This is a genomic window from Microcystis sp. M169S2, assembly GCF_020245865.1.
Taxonomy (GTDB): domain Bacteria; phylum Cyanobacteriota; class Cyanobacteriia; order Cyanobacteriales; family Microcystaceae; genus Microcystis; species Microcystis ichthyoblabe_A.
Map to the genome: position 1 here is coordinate 1 of NZ_JADBUB010000098.1, position 18,322 is coordinate 18,322.

At 42.5% G+C, this 18,322-nt stretch carries 16 protein-coding genes; 7 read left to right on the plus strand and 9 right to left on the minus strand.

Annotated elements, in window-relative coordinates; all coding sequences use genetic code 11:
• The first annotated feature begins 785 nt into the window (after positions 1-785).
• Positions 786-1,943, plus strand: a complete 1,158-nt coding sequence (chrA, locus tag IM485_RS10000; protein ID WP_287742804.1) for a chromate efflux transporter — start codon at positions 786-788, stop codon at positions 1,941-1,943.
• Between the two features lie 35 nt (positions 1,944-1,978).
• Here the strand turns inward: chrA and hisG are convergent, their stop codons facing one another.
• Both hisG and IM485_RS10010 read right to left on the minus strand, forming a co-directional pair.
• Positions 1,979-2,629 carry an ATP phosphoribosyltransferase gene (gene hisG / locus IM485_RS10005; RefSeq protein ID WP_104397925.1) on the minus strand — a complete coding sequence of 217 codons (651 nt, stop codon included), beginning with the start codon at positions 2,627-2,629 and terminating at the stop codon, positions 1,979-1,981.
• Between the two features lie 60 nt (positions 2,630-2,689).
• A complete protein-coding gene (locus IM485_RS10010; protein ID WP_287742807.1) occupies positions 2,690-3,442 on the minus strand; it encodes an HAD family hydrolase in 753 nt (250 codons plus the stop codon).
• Between the two features lie 135 nt (positions 3,443-3,577).
• Here IM485_RS10010 and IM485_RS10015 point away from each other — a divergent pair, with 135 nt between their 5' ends.
• Complete coding sequence (locus IM485_RS10015; RefSeq protein ID WP_287742809.1) at positions 3,578-3,706, plus strand: hypothetical protein; 129 nt, start codon at positions 3,578-3,580, stop codon at positions 3,704-3,706.
• A gap of 2 nt (positions 3,707-3,708) precedes the next feature.
• Here IM485_RS10015 and deoC read toward each other — a convergent pair whose 3' ends face one another.
• On the minus strand, positions 3,709-4,386 hold the full coding sequence (gene deoC / locus IM485_RS10020; RefSeq protein ID WP_287742812.1) for a deoxyribose-phosphate aldolase: 678 nt from the start codon (positions 4,384-4,386) through the stop codon (positions 3,709-3,711).
• A gap of 159 nt (positions 4,387-4,545) precedes the next feature.
• Between deoC and acnB the strand changes: the two genes are divergently transcribed.
• The 5 genes from acnB (at position 4,546) to ureC (ending at position 10,961) form a co-directional block, all read left to right on the plus strand.
• The gene (gene acnB, locus IM485_RS10025) at positions 4,546-7,155 is read left to right on the plus strand and encodes a bifunctional aconitate hydratase 2/2-methylisocitrate dehydratase (RefSeq protein ID WP_104397922.1); all 2,610 of its coding nucleotides are present in this window, start codon (positions 4,546-4,548) and stop codon (positions 7,153-7,155) included.
• A 139-nt stretch (positions 7,156-7,294) separates the two neighbouring features.
• Positions 7,295-7,588 carry a BrnT family toxin gene (locus IM485_RS10030; RefSeq protein ID WP_002735016.1) on the plus strand — a complete coding sequence of 98 codons (294 nt, stop codon included), beginning with the start codon at positions 7,295-7,297 and terminating at the stop codon, positions 7,586-7,588.
• Complete coding sequence (locus IM485_RS10035) at positions 7,536-7,802, plus strand: BrnA antitoxin family protein (RefSeq protein WP_002746336.1); 267 nt, start codon at positions 7,536-7,538, stop codon at positions 7,800-7,802. Before IM485_RS10030 ends, IM485_RS10035 begins: the two co-directional genes overlap by 53 nt.
• Positions 7,803-8,273: 471 nt before the next feature.
• A complete protein-coding gene (locus IM485_RS10040) occupies positions 8,274-9,170 on the plus strand; it encodes a polyphosphate kinase 2 family protein (protein ID WP_104397921.1) in 897 nt (298 codons plus the stop codon).
• A gap of 81 nt (positions 9,171-9,251) precedes the next feature.
• The gene (gene ureC, locus IM485_RS10045; RefSeq protein ID WP_002735350.1) at positions 9,252-10,961 is read left to right on the plus strand and encodes an urease subunit alpha; all 1,710 of its coding nucleotides are present in this window, start codon (positions 9,252-9,254) and stop codon (positions 10,959-10,961) included.
• Between the two features lie 56 nt (positions 10,962-11,017).
• On the opposite strand, the gene IM485_RS10050 is transcribed toward ureC, so the two are convergent.
• The 6 genes from IM485_RS10050 to IM485_RS10075 all read right to left on the minus strand — a co-directional run.
• Complete coding sequence (locus IM485_RS10050) at positions 11,018-11,353, minus strand: LPP leucine zipper domain-containing protein (protein ID WP_287742816.1); 336 nt, start codon at positions 11,351-11,353, stop codon at positions 11,018-11,020.
• Between the two features lie 70 nt (positions 11,354-11,423).
• Positions 11,424-14,360, minus strand: coding sequence for a CHAT domain-containing tetratricopeptide repeat protein (locus IM485_RS10055; protein WP_287742819.1), 2,937 nt, complete (start codon positions 14,358-14,360; stop codon positions 11,424-11,426).
• 20 nt (positions 14,361-14,380) lie between these two features.
• Positions 14,381-14,611, minus strand: coding sequence for a type II toxin-antitoxin system MqsA family antitoxin (locus IM485_RS10060; RefSeq protein ID WP_069473828.1), 231 nt, complete (start codon positions 14,609-14,611; stop codon positions 14,381-14,383).
• Between the two features lie 65 nt (positions 14,612-14,676).
• Positions 14,677-15,015, minus strand: coding sequence for a XisI protein (locus IM485_RS10065; RefSeq protein ID WP_002743169.1), 339 nt, complete (start codon positions 15,013-15,015; stop codon positions 14,677-14,679).
• 161 nt (positions 15,016-15,176) lie between these two features.
• A complete protein-coding gene (locus IM485_RS10070) occupies positions 15,177-16,262 on the minus strand; it encodes a tetratricopeptide repeat protein (RefSeq protein ID WP_287742823.1) in 1,086 nt (361 codons plus the stop codon).
• Positions 16,263-16,408: 146 nt separating this feature from the next.
• Positions 16,409-18,322 (minus strand): CHAT domain-containing protein (locus IM485_RS10075; protein ID WP_287742826.1); only part of this gene is annotated, 1,914 nt, incomplete at its 5' end.

Here is an 18,322-nt window from a genome sequence, read left to right on the forward strand (position 1 = left end):
AAAATTCCCCAAGCTCCCTCTCTGTCCAGCAATGCTCTAAAGTTGATAAATATCAATCTAACAAAAACTCAAAGCCCTATTGTACAAACTTTACAAGCATGAGTTGTTGATAGTTTTGCATGACAGGTTCGGTAGAGCCAAGTTTTTGAAATTTGTCATTTATTTCCTGGGCATGAAATCATCCCAAGTAAAAAAATTATCATCATTGGATCTAGGAAATCACATCAGGAAAGTGTTACTATTTCTGTTAGAAGTATTCCTATACAACTATCTCCATTTTCAGACAAAAATGATGATTGAAATAATGATAATATTTTCGACAATGAGGAATGGAATAAACTTCTTTTAAGTATTAGATGGAGTCAATCACAAAAACCTATTGAACTGGAACTTCTTGCCAACGGTACTCTTGCTAGAGATTTCACAAGAAGAATGGCTAGTTCAAGCAGAATTTCCCATAAAATAGGTATTGATAATATAGCGTTTCTGATTCACAAGAGGTACATTCCCGATCCTGAACAGCTTAATCAGCAAAGGTTTAAGTGTGCCGCACAGATGCGAGAACCGCTATCAACAAATTAATCAATATTATTTATAAAGTTTTCTTAACTTTTTTTGTATCAAATTTACTTGAACGGTGGTATTAAATACTTATAATTGAGTTTGTGTAAAACGCTTTTGCATTTATGGAATTTTGGAATTGATGAAATCTAGCCAAGAATTTAACTTAAGCTTATTCTTTTGGATATAAACTTGATTCTAGAAAAACTATTGGTAATCAGAAAATGCTGACTTCATCGCCTCCCAATCTCTCGCAACTTGCCCTTTTATTTCTCAAAATCGGCATTATCGGTTTTGGTGGTCCGGCTGCCCATATCGCTTTAATGGAGGAAGAAGTGGTTAAGCGTCGCGGTTGGATGACTAAGGAGCGATTTCTCGATTTGGTGGGGGCCACTAATCTGATTCCTGGTCCTAATTCCACGGAAATGGCTATTCATATCGGTTATATTTTTGGTGGTTTAGCGGGTTTAATAATCACGGGGGTTTGTTTTATCACTCCTGCGGTGTTAATTACGGGTTTTCTAGCTTGGATTTATACTACCTACGGGACTTTACCGGATGTGGCCCCGATTTTTGCGGGGATTAAACCGGTAGTAATTGCGGTGATTTTTCAGGCCCTCTGGCGCCTAGGCAAAAAGGCACTGAAAACCCGTCAATTATTCTTCATCGGATTGGGAGTTATCGGATTATTAATCTTAGGTTTAAATGAAGTTATTGCTTTACTGTTAGGTGGAATTATCGGGATGTTTATCCTAAAAAAATTCGCTACTTTCCCCCTGATTGTGGCAGGAATAGGCGGTGCGACGGCGGTTGCTACTCCTAGCAACATCCCACCAACATTAACAGGATTAGGGCTATTTTTCCTCAAGGTGGGAAGTGTTTTATTTGGTAGTGGTTATGTGTTAGTTGCCTTTTTAGAAGGAGATTTAGTGCAGGGGAAAGGATGGTTAACCCAGCAACAATTATTAGATGCTATTGCTGTGGGTCAATTTACCCCCGGACCGGTGTTATCCACAGCCACTTTTATCGGTTATCAAATATTAGGTGTATCGGGGGCAATTGTGGCGACTCTAGCGATTTTCTTTCCTTCTTTTATCTTTGTTTTATTACTTAATCCTCTTATTCCTAAGCTGAGAGAATCGGCTTGGGCAGGGGCTTTTTTAGATGCAATTAATGCCAGTGCTGTGGCTTTAATGGCAGCGGTAATTTTTAATTTAGCTCTAGCTACTTGGTTACAACCCTACGGGAATTTACCTTTTAATTTATTGGCTATCATTCTATCTCTTATCTCCGCTATTCTTTTACTACGGTTTCAGGTTAATTCTACTTGGTTAATTCTGGCTGGTGCGCTTATTGGTTTACTATTGAAACAATTAGGTTAGGGGGAAATACTGCCCCAAACTAACCTATATTTTACTTAAACTTTTGCCATTGATGTAGTTGGTTCTTTGAGCTTTTCTACCCAGTTATAAATCTGATCACGATTTAGTCGATAGCTGAGGGGATGGGCGATTAATCGAGCGCTACTAGCAAATAATTCGGCAATTTCTACTAAACCATTTTCGCGTAAAGTTCGACCGGTGGAAACTAGGTCAACTATTGCTTCTGACATCCCCGTAATCGGGCCTAATTCTACGGAACCATAGAGAGGTATAATCTCGACGGGAATATCTAAACGACGAAAATAATCCTTAGCACAATTGACAAATTTTGAGGCAACTTTACCGTGATGGGGAATATCTAAGGGACTTTGATAGGGACTATCAGCAGGGACAGCTACCGACATCCGACAATAACCAAATTTTAGGTCAATTAAATTAGCCACATCGGGAGATTTTTCCAATAAAATATCATAACCGGCGATGCCTAATTGTGCCTGACCGTATTCTACATAAACTGGTACATCTGTGGCTCTGACTAATAACGCTTTCGCTTGGTTAGTGGGGTCGGTAATCTGTAATTGGCGATTTTTTGAGTCAAGAAAGGCACTAAAATCTAAGCCAATTTTCTGAAATATTTGGATACTTTCGTTTAGTAAAGCACCCTTCGGTAAGGCAATTGTTAGCATAGAGGGAATTATGAATTGGGGTGTGGGGTTTTTCAGTGAACAGTAAACAGTAATCAGTAATCAGTGAACTGAAAATTCGCCTCTGATAACCGAGATGGCAGTAAGTTCTCTAATGACCACATCAGCTAATTGTAAATCTTGATGGTTTTCCGGTTGCCAACTAATTGCGATCGCTGCTGCTGATTTTGCCTGTTTAGCCATTTCCCAATCGGCCCTAGTGTCCCCCACCATCAGGGTTTTGTCCACTGCGGTCCCCAAAGCTTGACAGGTTTCTTGCAATAATAGGGGATCCGGTTTACTTAAACCTCGATCGCAGCCCTGGGCAATTTTAATATAATTTAATAGGCCATTTTCCTTGACAAATTGCTCAACTCGTGCTGTGGTATCGGAGGAAAGAATCGCCAATTGTAACCCGGCCGCGTGCAGATAACGAATTACTTCTAAACAGTGGGGATAGAGGGGATTTAAGCGGGGGGGAACCTTTTCATCGGCCGCTTGAAAGGATGCTTTTGCGATCGCCATGGCCGTTAACCAATCCCGGCCGGTGGAAGCAATACAACCGGCAGCGACAATATGATTATCTCTGCGGCTGCCCACTGCCATTAAACCAGCAGGATTGAGACTATTTGCCCCAATACCGAAAGTTTTAGTTAATAAAGACTCTAAACCAGGGATTTGCGATTCAATGGCTTGTATCCGGGCTATAGCTCGATCGTACCAGAAAGCTCGCGAATCCTCTAGCGTACCGTCCTTATCAAAAACAATCCCTTGAATATCTCTAAATTCTCGATTACCACAGCGAATTATCGGCAAATAAACCCCCTTATTTTTATTGAATGTCAGTCATCATTTTAGCTCTCAGGAGGCAATAGGCAATAGGCAATAGGCAATAGGCAATAGGCAATAGGCAATAGGCAAAAGGCAAAAGGCAAAAGGCAAAAGGCAGCTTTGTTCTCCCCACACCCCACTTCCCCACACCCCACTACCCCACACCCTACACCCCACTACCCCACACCCCACACCCCACACCCCACTACCCCACACCCCACTTTCCTATACCTTTTAAACAGGATTTAGTATTATCCCTCAAAGGCAGCTTTTTGCTGACGGACTAAATCGACACCGCGGGAAGTTCCCAGACGGGTGGCCCCGGCCTGGATAAGAGCGAGCGCTTGTTCAAGGGTGCGAATTCCGCCGGATGCTTTAATTCCTACCCGGCCTTTGCTAATTTCCTTGAGAAACTTCACATCGCTAACCGTTGCTCCTCCAAACCAGCCGGTACTGGTTTTTAGATAACTCACTCCTGCATCCATGCAAATTTCCGCCGCTAAACGTTTCTCGGTGTCCGTTAGTTGCGAGGTTTCCAGAATCGCTTTCACCGTCTGGCCAGTTTCCTGACAAATACTAGCAATTTCTTGGAATAATTGCTCAGATTTCCCATCTTTTAGCCAACCGAGATTAATAACCACATCTAACTCCTTGGCGCCATTATCTACAGCTTCTAAAGCCTCATAACGTTTAACTGCGGAGGTAGTGGCCCCTGCGGGAAAACCAATCACGGTAGAAACTAAAGTTTTTTTGCCGTGGAGTAACTGCACAGCTTGCTTAACGGCGGCGGGATAAACGCAGACGGTGGGAAAATGATATTGATCAGCCTGTTGACAGTAAGCCTCTAATTGTTCACTGGTGGCGGTGGGCATGAGGAGAGAATGGTCGATATATTGTGCTAAATCTAGATCAGAATCGGTGATAGCCATTATCTAAGCCTCAATATAGTCAATCGATCGCTATTTTCTCATTTTATGGAAGTCAAACAGCAAAGTCATCTCTCGTTAACCTAGAAATTCAGAGACTAGCAAAAATCCAGTAACCTAGGAAGAAACCGTCACAAGTGAAGACTAGGAGACAATAGACCTATGTTAGAAGCCTATCATCAGCACGTTGCCGACCGAGCGAAATTAGGTATCCCTCCCCTTCCCCTCAACGCTCAACAAACGGCGGAATTATGCGAAATACTCAAAAATCCGTCCGAAGAACTCAAAGGAGAATTGCTGACCCTGCTGCGTGACCGTATTCCCCCCGGAGTTGACGAAGCGGCCTACGTTAAAGCGGGATTTTTAACAGGAATTGCCAAAGGTGAAATAAAATCTAACGTTATCTCCCCCCAGGGTGCGGTTAGCTTACTGGGAACCATGGTCGGTGGTTATAACGTTCATTCTCTGATTGAACTGCTGAAATCCAGAGATATTAATATCGCCGCCGCCGCTGCCAGCGCTTTAAGTAAAACCCTGCTGGTATTCGACGCATTTAACGAGGTTTTGGAATTATCCGACACCAATCCCTATGCTAAACAGGTTATCGATGCTTGGGCCAATGGCGCTTGGTTTATCGCTAAACCGAAACTTGCTAAAGAAATTACCGTCACCGTTTTCAAAGTACCCGGGGAAACCAATACAGATGACCTATCTCCCGCTCCCCACGCCACCACCCGGCCCGATATTCCCCTTCATGCTTTGGTAATGTTAGAAACCCGTCAACCTGGGTCCTTAGAAACCATTGCCGAATTGAAAAAATTAGGCCATCCGGTCGCCTATGTGGGGGATGTGGTCGGGACTGGTTCCAGCCGAAAATCGGCTATTAACTCGGTTCTCTGGCATATTGGCGATGATATTCCCTTTGTACCTAATAAACGTGCTGGTGGCTATATTTTAGGCAGTAAAATCGCCCCTATCTTCTTTAATACTGCTGAAGATTCCGGCGCTTTACCGCTTGAATGCGATGTTAGCCAAATGAACACGGGGGATGTGATTAAAATTTATCCCTACGAAGGCAAAATCACCAACGAAGCGGGCGCAACTATTAGCACCTTTAGCCTCAAACCTGAGACAATTCTGGATGAAGTGCGGGCCGGCGGTCGTATTCCCCTCTTAATCGGTCGCAGTCTCACCGATAAAACCCGTCACGCCTTGGGACTTGAGGCTAGTACCCTATTCACCCGTCCCACTATGCCTAATGACACCGGTAAAGGTTACACCCTAGCGCAAAAAATGGTCGGCAAAGCTTGCGGTTTACCCGGGGTGCGGCCGGGTACTTCCTGTGACCCAATTATGACCACGGTAGGGTCTCAGGATACCACCGGCCCGATGACCAGAGACGAGTTAAAAGAGTTAGCCTGTTTAGGTTTTAGCGCCGATTTAGTCATGCAGAGTTTCTGTCACACGGCAGCCTATCCGAAACCGGTTGATATTCAAACTCATCACCAATTACCGGACTTTTTCTCTACCCGGGGTGGGGTCGCTTTACGTCCGGGAGATGGCATTATTCACTCCTGGTTAAATCGGATGTTATTGCCGGATACGGTGGGGACTGGAGGCGATTCTCATACTCGTTTTCCCCTGGGAATTTCCTTTCCTGCGGGGTCGGGTTTAGTGGCATTTGCCGCCGCTTTGGGAGTAATGCCTTTGGATATGCCGGAATCGGTTTTAGTGCGTTTTACGGGGGAATTACAACCCGGTGTAACTCTGCGCGATATTGTTAATGCTATTCCCTACGTTGCCATCCAAGAGGGTAAATTAACCGTGGAAAAACAGAACAAAAAAAATGTTTTTAACGGTCGTATTATGGAGATGGAAGGGCTGCCGGATTTGAAATTAGAACAGGCTTTTGAGTTAACCGATGCCACGGCGGAACGTTCCTGTGCCGGTTGTACGATTAAGTTAAGTACGGAAACAGTGGCGGAATATTTACGCTCTAATGTGGCCCTGTTAAAAAATATGGCGGCCCGGGGTTATAGTGATGCCAAAACTATCCTACGTCGGGTAGCAAAAATGGAACAATGGTTAGCTAATCCCGTCCTGATGGAGGCTGATAAGGATGCCGAATATGCGGATATTATCACCGTCAACTTAAACGAGATTAAAGAACCCATTGTCGCGGCACCCAATGACCCCGATAATATCAAGTTAATGTCGGAATGCGCCGGGGATAAAATTGATGAGGTGTTCATCGGTTCTTGTATGACTAATATTGGTCATTATCGCGCCGCTGCTAAGATATTAGAAGGGGCAGGAGTTGCTAAGGCTAAACTGTGGATTTGTCCCCCCACCCGCATGGATGAAAAACAATTGCGCGATGAGGGAATGTACGGCATTTTTGCCGCTTCTGGGGCCCGTACTGAGATGCCTGGATGTTCCCTTTGTATGGGTAATCAAGCGCGGGTTGAAGACAGAGCGACGGTATTTTCTACCTCGACTCGTAACTTCAATAATCGCATGGGAAAAGATGCGCGAGTCTATCTCGGTTCCGCCGAATTAGCGGCGGTTTGTGCGCTGCTAGGACGCATTCCCACCGTTGAGGAATACCTGGCAATTGTCACCGAGAAAATTAATCCTTTTGCCAGCAATTTATACCGCTATTTGAACTTTAATGAAATCGCTGGTTTTGAGGATGAAGGCCGGGTAATTCCCCTAGAAGATTTACCTAAGATTGAGGATATCTTAGGGATTCCTTCTGGTGTTTTGAGTTAGTTGACCGGTTATGGGTCATTTCGATCGAGGCGAAAGATTTCTTTTGATTTCGATCAAGATGACCCCTCTAACGATCGAATTTTCGACAATTATAGGATTTTTTTCGATATACGGAATGACAACTCGATAAAATAAAAATATGAAATTCGAGTGGGATCGACAAAAGAACCGAGCGAATATCATCAAGCACGATCTAGACTTCGCGGACGCGCAGCGGATATTTGAACATCCCATTCGAGTTTCCCTTGACGAACGAGAAAATTATGGCGAAGATCGATTGATAGGAATCGGTACGCTCGATGGCCGAGTGGTAGTTGTCGTTTTTACAGAACCGAGTAGAGATACAATTCGTATTATTTCACTTCGTAAAGCTTTACCCTATGAACGAAAACGATATGAACAATACCTCCGAGACGAATTGGGAGAAAGTTGACGCTCTTACGGAAGAGGAAATCGACACATCCGATATTCCGCCCTTAACCGAGGAGTTTTTTAGTAAATCGCGGTGGTGGAAACCTGTAGAGAAAGTAAATGTTCTTGTTCAAGTAGATCCCGAAACCCTAGCTTGGTTTCAATCACAGGGCGAGGATTGTGAACAAAAAATGTCCGCCGCTTTACGGATTTATGCGGAGGCTCACAAAGTATAGTCAAGTTTAGTTCGGGTACAAGCCACACAATAAAAAAGTTCGCTATCATTTTGAGCGGGATGAAAAGCCACACAATCTCATTTACCAATAAATCGCCTTAAATGAAATGATAAAAGTGAGTACGAAAAATTATGATTATAGATGTACCGACTGGAGATGATTTTAAATCCGCTGGCATTGATTTTTTAAATCTGGCTTGGGGTACGCTGATAAGTAGGTGGGTGGAATTAAATATAAAATGAACGTAGGTTGGGTTGAAGCATGAAACCCAACGCCCGCATGGGTTACGCTACCGCTAACCCATCCTACAAATAATTGTGCCTACCTACTTAAAATCGAATATTTAAATATACTTGTTTCTAGGTCATTTCTGCCAGTTCATCCTTGACTCGCCGGTTCAAGAGTTAGATATTTTCCGAGCAAAAGTGCTACAATGTAATCTTAAGGGTCAAAACAATCAAGGAGAAGAGCATGGTCAGCAAAATTGATCGCCAAGCATTTTTACAATCCTTAATCGTGCCACCGGGTAAAGAAATTTCTCTACACAAAGACTACGATCCCGGGTTTAAGCCAGACTACATTACCAAAGAAGATGCCACGCTGCTGCTGCAACAGGGGATCGAAAAAATGGCCGAGTTTCAAGATAAACTCTATGCCCAGGATACCTATGCCCTGTTAATTAATCTGCAAGCCATGGATGCGGCGGGTAAAGATGGTACAATCAGGCACGTTATGTCGGGCTTAAATCCCCAAGGCTGTCAGGTATTTAGCTTTAAAGTTCCCTCGGCCGAAGAACTAGATCACGATTATCTCTGGCGATATTATAAAGCCTTACCGGAGCGAGGTCGTATCGGTATTTTTAATCGTTCTTACTACGAAGAATTATTAGTTGTGCGCGTCCATCAAAATTTATTGGAACGGCAAAAACTCCCCCTGGAAGACAGAACCAAGAAAGTTTGGCAGCGACGTTTTGAGGAGATTAATAATTTTGAAAAATATCTGGTTAACAATGGGGTTATTGTCCTGAAATTCTTTCTCAATGTTTCTAAAGGAGAACAGAAAAAACGATTTTTAGAAAGAATTGATCGCCCCGAAAAAAACTGGAAGTTTTCCGAAAATGATGTCAAAGAAAGAGCTTTTTGGGGTGATTACATGAAAGCCTACGAGGAGGTATTCAATCATACCAGTACCGAATGGGCCCCCTGGTATATTATCCCAGCTGATCGCAAATGGTTTACCCGTTTAGCTGTGGGGGCGGTTATTTATCACACCCTGGAATCCCTCGGTTTAAAATATCCCACCGTCACCGAAGAACATCGCCAAGCTTTACTGAAAGCCAAAGAAATCCTCGAAAACGAGCCAGATTAAAAATGGAAGAAAATCCCTAAAAAGCGATAATTGCCGGAAAATTGATCGTATAATCAATGTCGATTTTCAAGAATTCCCCCTATGAATTATCGCATCGATCGCCGCACCTATGCAGAAACCTACGGCCCCACCGTCGGAGATAAAGTTCGCCTCGCAGACACGGAATTATTTATCGAAGTCGAAAAAGATTTCACCACCTACGGCGATGAGGTAAAATTCGGCGGCGGTAAAGTAATTCGCGATGGTATGGGCCAATCCCCCATTTCTAGGGAAGATGGGGCGGTGGATTTGGTGATTACTAATGCCCTAATTCTCGACTGGTGGGGCATCGTTAAAGCCGATGTGGGCATTAAAGACGGCAAAATTTATAAAATCGGTAAAGCGGGCAATCCCCACATTCAAGACAATGTCGATATTATTATCGGTCCTGCTACCGAGGCATTAGCCGGGGAAGGGATGATTTTGACAGCAGGGGGGATTGATGCCCATATTCATTTTATCTGTCCCCAACAAATTGAGACAGCGATCGCGTCGGGGATTACCACGATGATTGGTGGCGGGACCGGACCTGCGACGGGAACTAATGCCACCACCTGCACCCCGGGAGAATGGAACATCTATCGAATGCTAGAGGCCGCCGAAGCTTTCCCGATGAATTTGGGTTTTTTGGGTAAAGGCAATAGCAGTCAGCCGGAAGGACTAGCGGAACAGGTAAAAGCGGGGGTAATTGGCTTAAAACTCCATGAAGATTGGGGAACCACTCCGGCAGCCATTGATACCTGTTTAAGCGTGGCCGATAAGTACGATGTGCAGGTGGCGATTCATACCGATACTCTCAATGAGGCCGGTTTTGTTGAGGCCACTATCGCCGCTTTTAAAAATCGCGTCATTCACACCTACCACACGGAAGGGGCCGGCGGTGGTCATGCTCCCGATATTATCAGGGTTTGCGGGGAAATGAACGTTTTACCCTCCTCTACTAACCCCACCCGTCCCTATACGACGAATACCTTAGAGGAACACCTTGATATGTTGATGGTTTGTCATCATTTAGACCGGAGTATTCCCGAAGATGTGGCCTTTGCTGAATCCCGCATCCGCCGCGAAACTATTGCCGCCGAGGATATTCTCCACGATTTAGGGGCTTTTAGCATCATTTCCTCCGATTCTCAAGCGATGGGACGGGTGGGAGAAGTAATTATCCGCACTTGGCAAACTGCCCACAAAATGCGGGTACAACGAGGCAGACTGACCGGGGAAACGGGAGAGAATGATAATCTGCGGGCAAGACGATATATTGCTAAATATACGATTAATCCTGCTATTACCCATGGTGTCTCCGATTATGTCGGTTCCATCGAGGTGGGCAAATTAGCCGATTTGGTTCTCTGGAAACCGGCATTTTTTGGCGTAAAACCGGAAATTGTCCTGAAAGGCGGTTTAATCGCCTGGGCGCAAATGGGCGATGCTAATGCCAGTATTCCCACACCCCAACCGGTTTATATGCGTCCCATGTTTGCCTCTTTTGGTGGTGCGATCGCCAAAACTTCCTTGACATTTGTTTCTAAATATGCTATGAAAGCGGGCATTCCTGAGAAGTTAAAGCTGAAAAAAACCGCCGTAGCCGTGTCGAATACGCGCAATATCAGTAAGGCTAGTATGAAGCTAAATGACGCTTTACCGCGCATGGAAGTTAATCCCGAAACCTACGAGGTGCGTGCTGACGGGGAATTATTAATCTGTGAACCCGCTACGGTTTTACCCATGGCCCAGCGCTATTTCTTATTTTGAATTCGATTTCAGAAAACGGGTTTTTTCAAAAAATCCGTTTTCTTTTTGAATCACAGTTAAGGATTAGTAGGAAAATTTGGGAAAAATAACTTAACCAATCCTGCCATTAGTGCAGTAACAATAGCAACAAAGATGGTTCGATTAGTAAATTCCAAGTTATCTAGTCGTTTATTCACGCCTGTTAATTCTCCTTTAACATTTGCTAGGTCAACTCTTAAATTATTCACTTCTTCAGATAACTTGTCTATTTTGCTATTAAGTTGTTCAGATAATCTGTCTATTTTGCCATTAAGTTGTTCAGATGACTTGTCTATTTTGTCATTAACTTCTTTGAATTGTCCTACAATAAAGTCTTTTAATTCTTTGAGGTCGTTTTCTGTAAATGTTGCCATTGTGTGACTCTCCTAGTAATTGTTTGTGATACCAATAATTTTACCACTAAGTTTAACTCCTAACCCTTCATCAGTCAAATTGCATCGAAGTTGCATCACCAGAAGGAATAAAACTGGCCCAATAAAAAGGATGTTTTTGCTTCTCACCCTTGAGCATTCCTAGTTGAATTTGCCGTAAAGCTTCACTGCGTCCTTCTCCTTTTTGTAAGCGTCCATAATAAGCGACCATTAAATCTTTAGTTGCATCGTCAGATACTTTCCAAAGGCTAATTAATTGGCTTTCACTTCCCGCAATAACTAAAGCGCGGCGCAATCCATAAACTCCCTGACCGATTTTAATATCTCCTTTCCCCGTATCGCAAGCGGAAAGCACAACTAATTTGGTTCCGACTAAGTTTAAATTGGTAGTTTCTAAAGCAGTCAAAACCCCATCATCTCCTGCACTTTGACCGATTGTAACTCCTGCTAAAACTAACCCAGAACGCAATAAAGGATTCTCAATAACATTGCTTTCTGGTTTAAAAAAACCATGAGTAGCGATGTGGAGAATATTTGGTTTTTTCACTTGTTTGACGGCGTTTTCTGTGGCTTGAGAACCAGTTAAAACAGTGGCTTGAGGTAAGATATTTTTAATCGCTTTAGCTTCTTGTTCTGTACCCGGAAGACCGGGAAAAGTAAACTCAGACAGGTCGATGGAACGAGTGAGAGCGACTTTTTCCCCTGCTTTACCGTAGAAAGGATCAGCTACAATAAGCGGAGATTGTTGACTGGCAAATTTATCTTTAAGGCGCAGTAAATCCCGTCCAGAAGTGAGATAAGTAATATGATAATTTTCCACTAAGTATTGATTATTTTCATCCACTAAAGCTTCAAAAGGAATTAAATTAAGTGCAGCATCAGGAGAAAGCAGAATTGTTTTAGTATTGCCTAATAATTGACGGATAGGCTGCATCAATATCTCATCAAGTTGACGCGCTGATTTTTGCAGTTGAGGGAGAGGAGTTTGTGCGTCTGCAAGATTGTCACGGAAGTAAATTAATTTGTCGTCAATCGGTTTAGCTTCCCCTAAATCCTTAGCTTTGATGTCACCATTAGGATAGAGAATATAAACAGCATAGCGAGGAATGCCAAAACTATCATTTTTAGGATTATAAGGTTGATAGCGGACTATTTCAACTAAAGCAGCATTAGCAGGAATTAGTTTTTGAATACCTTCCAGGGTAATGGGTTGGGATAGGCTACGAAATTCGGCACTACGAACACCGATTTTACCCTCTATTTCTTTTGCTTTTTCGGTAACTTCGTTAATTTGTTGACGGTAAATTTCTGGGTTTTTAATATCTTCAGGCTTTTTAAAAGTCAGATTAGATAGTTGAGTCCGAACTTCAATCAGTTGAGTTAATAATTGTTGACTTTCGGGGTCATCAGTACGTTGTCGGAGAATTTGTAAGCTATTGGTTGAAACATCTAAAATTCGTCCTTTACGTTCTAAGATAGTTTTCAAGGCGAGACGGGTTACTTCTGGGTTATTGGGTGCAGCTTGAAGATTGAGGGAAATCACCCCATTAGTCCTCCCTGAAACCTTTGCCATATAATCTTGTTTTTGCTTGTCATCCCCCATTTTTAAATTTTCTGAGAGGTTGTATTCTTCTACTGCAAGTGCTTGGGTTCGATAATTAATGGCTTGAGGAATGTCATCTTGAGACTGGTAAAATACAGCCAAATTGTTGAGACTGGTGGCGGTATTGGGATGGTTGTCTCCTAATTGTTGTTTATGGATAGCTAATGCTTGTTTGTAGAGGGGTTTGGCTTCGCTGTATCTTCCTTGGGAATAGTAAAGCACAGCCAAATTGTTGAGACTGGTGGCGGTAGAGGGATGGTTGTCTCCTAATTGTTGTTTCCTGATAGCTAAGGCTTGTTGGTAGAGAGGTTCGGCTTCGCTGTATCTTCCTTGAGAGTCGTAAAGTACTGCCAAATTGTTGAGACTGGCGACGGTAAGGGGATGGTTGTCTCCTAATTGTTGTTTCCTGATAGCTAAGGACCTGTGGTAGAGAGGTTCGGCTTCGCTGTATCTTCCTTGAAGACGGTAAAGTTCTGCCAAATTGCTGAGACTGGCGACGGTAAGGGGATGGTTGTCTCCTAATTGTTGTTTGCTGATAGCTAAGGCTTGTTTGAAGAGGGGTTCGGCTTCGCTGTATCTTCCTTGAACTCTGTAAAGTTCTGCCAAATTGTTAAGACTGGCGGCGGTATCGGGATGGTTGTCTCCTAATTGTTGTTTCCTGATAGTTAAGGCTTGTTTTAAGAGGGGTTCGGCTTCGCTATATCTTCCTTGGGAATAGTAAAGTGCTGCCAAATTGTTGAGACTGGTGGCGGTATCGGGATGGTTATCTCCTAATTGTTGTTTGCTGATAGCTAAGGCTTGTTTGAAGAGGGGTTCGGCTTCGCTGTATCTTCCTTGGGAATAGTAAAGTGCAGCCAAACTGCTGAGACTGGTGGCGGTATCGGGATGGTTGTCTCCTAATTGTTGTTTCCTGATAGCTAAGGCTTGTTTGAAGAGGGGTTCGGCTTCGGCGTATCTCCCTTGACGATGGTAAAGATTTGCCAAATTGTTGAGACTGTTAGCAGTAGAAATATGGTTAGCTCCTAATTGTTGTTGTCTGATGGCTAAAGCTTGTGTGTAGAGGGGTTCGGCTTCGCTGTATCTTCCTTGAGACTCGTAAAGTCCTGCCAAATTGTTGAGACTGGAAGCACTGTCGGGATGATTTTCCCCTAATTGTTGTTTCCTGATAGCTAAAGCCTGTTCTGCTAGAGGAATCGCCTCGTTATATTTCCCCTGCTGATACAGTTGAATAACTTGCTGAGTTAGCCTCTCTGCTTCGGCTAATTTATCTTGCGGTGAAACCTGAGAAATCACCTGTCCCACCGTTGGGTTTAACATGACTCCCGATAATCCCATCATCCCGGTAATGACGACAACCGCTATCCCTGATTTGATTGATACTTTCATTGGTCTTTTATCCCTAGAGTTTATTGATAGGCAAAAACATTAACTTGAATAGATTTGTCGGGTTGAGCCTTGTGCTGTAGTAAAGTTCTGATTTTTTCTGCCGTTTCACTACTAAAAACAACCTCACCACAATTGTAACATACTTGAGCAGGGATTTTTTCAACTAAGATTAGGCTGCCATCAATTCTAAAAGTTTCATCGACTAATTTTTCTTCGGCATCGTTTGCACCACATACATGACAGACAAACATAATTATCTCCTAATTAAATAATTCATCCATATTTTTTGACGTATTTGTGATAAGGAGAATTTGTTTTAAGTACCATAATTAGTATAAGGCCGTTTATAGGGTGGTTGCAGTCCCAAAACAATATCCTCCCTCTTAACACCCATTGAAATTAAATCCTCTGCTGGATTCAATTCCGTTAAATTTTGTTGTAGCCAAATCTTATTATCACGAATATCAAAATGAACAATCGAGCGGTAAACTCGTTTTAAACCTTCCCATCCTACATTCATCCACTGATAATGATCCCGTTCCACATCAAATATTAATTGTACTTCTACGTCTTCACTGGTAACATCTTCTGCTACATAGCGACTTAACAAATTTTGCACTGCTTGACGATATTTTATGAGTTTATCTTTATCCATTGTGTAATTACCTCCGTACAAAAGTAGTAGCCATTATCCATAATTTATAGTAATTTCAAATAAGTTGTAGGGGCGAAGCATTCGGATAAGAAATCTACGGTTTCAGCGATAGGTTATTGCCCGAATGCTTCGCCCCTACGGGAGTGCTATAACTTTCATCCTTACTCCCTCCTTAAAATGTCATTAATTGTTTTAGCCAATTCCTGAACCTGCGAAATATCTCCTAACTGATTATAAGTCCCCTTCGCCTTAGTCAACCACTGTATCGCCTCATCCTTACTCCCCAAGAGACGATAAGCTATTCCTAAACCCGCTTGTATCTCCGCTTGCACTGACAAATTCTCCGTATTTGTTGCCAGTTTTAACGCTTTTTCATAAGGTTTTTTTGCCAACTGAGGCAACCCTATCTTAAGGTAAGTATCCCCTAACAGTTGATAAACCGTAGCAACCTGACTATTTTGCTTCACCAATCCTTCTAATACCTCAACCGCATCCCCATACAACCCATAACCTCGATAAAGATGCGCTAAAACTAACCCTGCTTCCTCCGGGGATAATTGCTGCTGTTGAACAGCTTTAACAGCATCTAAAACCGTTTTCTTCGTCTGTTCATCTAATATTATAAACCCGACTACTGCATCACTTCTAGAAGACGCACCATTATCAGCTTTTATTGTTACTCGATATCGCTTTCCTGCTTCCAGAGGAGGTTCACCGGGATAGACTATTTCAGTTTTATTTGTCTGCGTTTCCCAATTAACCCCATCTATTTTGATAGTATAATTAGTTGCACCCGGAACAGCATTCCACCGCAGTGAAGGACGATTGGTAATAATATTCGTTTCACGGGGAGTAATTAGATAAGGTAATTTTGCTAAAACTTTCTCTTTATTTCCTGTTGGACGGAGGGTTGTATTATTACTATTGGGAAGTGAAATCACAGGATTTCCCCGAGGACAGCCACCAGAAACAATATACTTTCCCGGTTTAACCATCCACTGCTTGAGATTACTACAATAAACCTTAACTGAAGCATTAGCTGCTACTTCTAACTCATCATCAAAACTGAGGGTAAGTCCGACAGAAGCGGGAAGGGGTTTTTTCCATTGTGGTTTTTTAACGGTAACTTTCCCTTTTACCTGAAAAATCGTGTTAACTCCAACAGTGTTGCTAAAAGTCGCCGCCGGAAATCCTACCGTAATTAATATCAGGGAAATGGGGGTAAAGATTTTGAGAAAGTTATTCATGGGTTGAATCAATTGGGGTTTGGCTTTAATTAGGTTCGTTGTTGAACTTTAGTCATAATCCGGTGCGCTGAAGCGCAACTATGAACTATTTCTTGACTGTTAATTTTATTGATACTAACTTATTTTTTCTATTTTATGTTGATTTATTATGGGGATGAACTAAATTCCATCGGAGTCCAATCACCAGAAATAATAAAACTTGCCCAGTAGAAGGGATGTTGATAGTTTTCACTCTTGAGCATTCCTAGTTGAATTTGCCGTAAAGCTTCACTGCGTCCTTCTCCTTTTTGTAAGCGTCCATAATAGGCCACCATTAAATCTTTAGTTGCATCATCAGATACTTTCGAAAGGCTAATTAATTGGCTTTCACTTCCTGCAATAACTAAAGCGCGGCGCAATCCATAAACTCCTTGACCGATTTTAATATCTCCTTTCCCCGTATCGCAAGCAGAAAGGACAACTAATTTGGTTCCCACTAGATTGAGTGCAGTAATTTCCAAAGCCGTGAGAACCCCATCATCTCCTGCACTTTGACCGATTGTAACTCCTGCTAAAACTAACCCAGAACGCAATAAAGGATTCTCAATAACATTCCTTTCTGGTTTAATAAAAAAACCATGAGTAGCGATGTGGAGAATATTCGGTTTTTTCACTTGCTTGACGGCGTTTTCTGTGGCTTGAGAACCAGTTAAAACAGTGGCTTGAGGTAAGATATTTTTAATCGCTTTAGCTTCTTCCTCTGTACCCGGAAGACCGGAAAAAGTAAACTCAGACAGGTACATGGAACGAGTAATAGTGCTTTTTTTTCCTGCTTTATTGTAGAAAGGAGCAGCTACAATGAGCGGAGATTGTTGACTAGCAAATTTATCTTTAAGGCGCAGTAAATCCCGTCCAGAAGTGAGGTAAGTAATATGATAATTTTCCACTAAGTATTGATTATTTTTATCCACTAAAGCTTCAAAAGGAATTAAATTAAGTGCAGCGTCAGGAGAAAGCAGAATTGTTTTAGTATTGCCTAATAATTGACGGATAGGCTGCATCAATGTCTCATCAAGTTTACGCGCTGATTTTTGTAGTTGAGGGAGAGGAGTTTGTGCGTCTGCAAGATTGTCACGGAAGTAAATTAATTTGTCGTCAATCGGTTTAGCTTCCCCTAAATCCTTGGCTTTGATGTCACCATTGGGATAGAGAATATAAACAGCATAACGAGGATTGCCATAGCGTTTATTTTCAGGCGCTTTAGGATTAAAAGGTCGATAGCGGACTATTTCAACTAAAGCAGCATTGGCAGGAATTAACTTTTGAATACCTTCGAGGGTAATGGGTTGGGATAGGCTACTAAATCTGGCACTACGACGACCGATTTTATCCTCTATTTCTTTTGCTTTTGCGGTAACTTCGTTAAGTTGTTGACGGTAAATTTCTGGTGAGGGGATATCATCAGGCTTTTTAAAAGTCAGATTAGATAGTTGAGTCCGAACTTCAATCAGTTGAGTTAATAATTGTTGACTTTCGAGGTCATCAGTACGTTGTCGGAGAATTTGTAAGCTATTGGTTGCAACATCTAAAATTCGTCCTTTGCGTTCTAAGATAGTTTTCAATGCAAGACGGGTTGCTTCTGGGTTATTCGGTGCAGCTTGAAGATTGAGGGAAATCACCGAATTAGTCGTCCCTAAAACCTTTGCCATATAATCTTGTTTTTGCTTGTCATCTCCAATATTCAGGTTTTTTGAGAGGTTGTATTCTTCTACTGCAAGTCCTTGGTTGAGATAATTAATTGCTTGAGGAATATCATCTTGAGACCAGTAAAGTCCAGCCAAATTGTTGAGACTTTGTGCGGTATCGGGATGGTTGTCTCCTAATTGTTGTTTCCTGATAGTTAAGGCTTGTTTGTAGAGGGGTTCAGCTTCACTGTATCTTCCTTGGGATAGGTAAAGTTCTGCTAGGTTGTTGAGACTTTGAGCGACATCAGGATGGTTGTCTCCTAACTGTTGTTTCCTGATAGCTAAAGACTGTTGTAAAAGAGGTTCAGCTTCACTGTATCTTCCTTGTGATAGGTA

Excerpts from the sequence above, each read along its gene's own strand:
- IM485_RS10055 (WP_287742819.1), bottom strand. The coding sequence starts at position 14,360 with ATGAAAGTATCAATCAAATCAGGGATAGCGGTTGTCGTCATTACCGGG.
- chrA (WP_287742804.1), top strand. The coding sequence starts at position 786 with ATGCTGACTTCATCGCCTCCCAATCTCTCGCAACTTGCCCTTTTATTT.
- IM485_RS10065 (WP_002743169.1), bottom strand. The coding sequence starts at position 15,015 with ATGGATAAAGATAAACTCATAAAATATCGTCAAGCAGTGCAAAATTTG.
- IM485_RS10030 (WP_002735016.1), top strand. The coding sequence starts at position 7,295 with ATGAAATTCGAGTGGGATCGACAAAAGAACCGAGCGAATATCATCAAG.
- IM485_RS10070 (WP_287742823.1), bottom strand. The coding sequence starts at position 16,262 with ATGAATAACTTTCTCAAAATCTTTACCCCCATTTCCCTGATATTAATT.
- ureC (WP_002735350.1), top strand. The coding sequence starts at position 9,252 with ATGAATTATCGCATCGATCGCCGCACCTATGCAGAAACCTACGGCCCC.
- IM485_RS10035 (WP_002746336.1), top strand. The coding sequence starts at position 7,536 with ATGAACGAAAACGATATGAACAATACCTCCGAGACGAATTGGGAGAAA.
- IM485_RS10050 (WP_287742816.1), bottom strand. The coding sequence starts at position 11,353 with ATGGCAACATTTACAGAAAACGACCTCAAAGAATTAAAAGACTTTATT.
- acnB (WP_104397922.1), top strand. The coding sequence starts at position 4,546 with ATGTTAGAAGCCTATCATCAGCACGTTGCCGACCGAGCGAAATTAGGT.
- IM485_RS10040 (WP_104397921.1), top strand. The coding sequence starts at position 8,274 with ATGGTCAGCAAAATTGATCGCCAAGCATTTTTACAATCCTTAATCGTG.
- deoC (WP_287742812.1), bottom strand. The coding sequence starts at position 4,386 with ATGGCTATCACCGATTCTGATCTAGATTTAGCACAATATATCGACCAT.
- IM485_RS10060 (WP_069473828.1), bottom strand. The coding sequence starts at position 14,611 with ATGTTTGTCTGTCATGTATGTGGTGCAAACGATGCCGAAGAAAAATTA.
- hisG (WP_104397925.1), bottom strand. The coding sequence starts at position 2,629 with ATGCTAACAATTGCCTTACCGAAGGGTGCTTTACTAAACGAAAGTATC.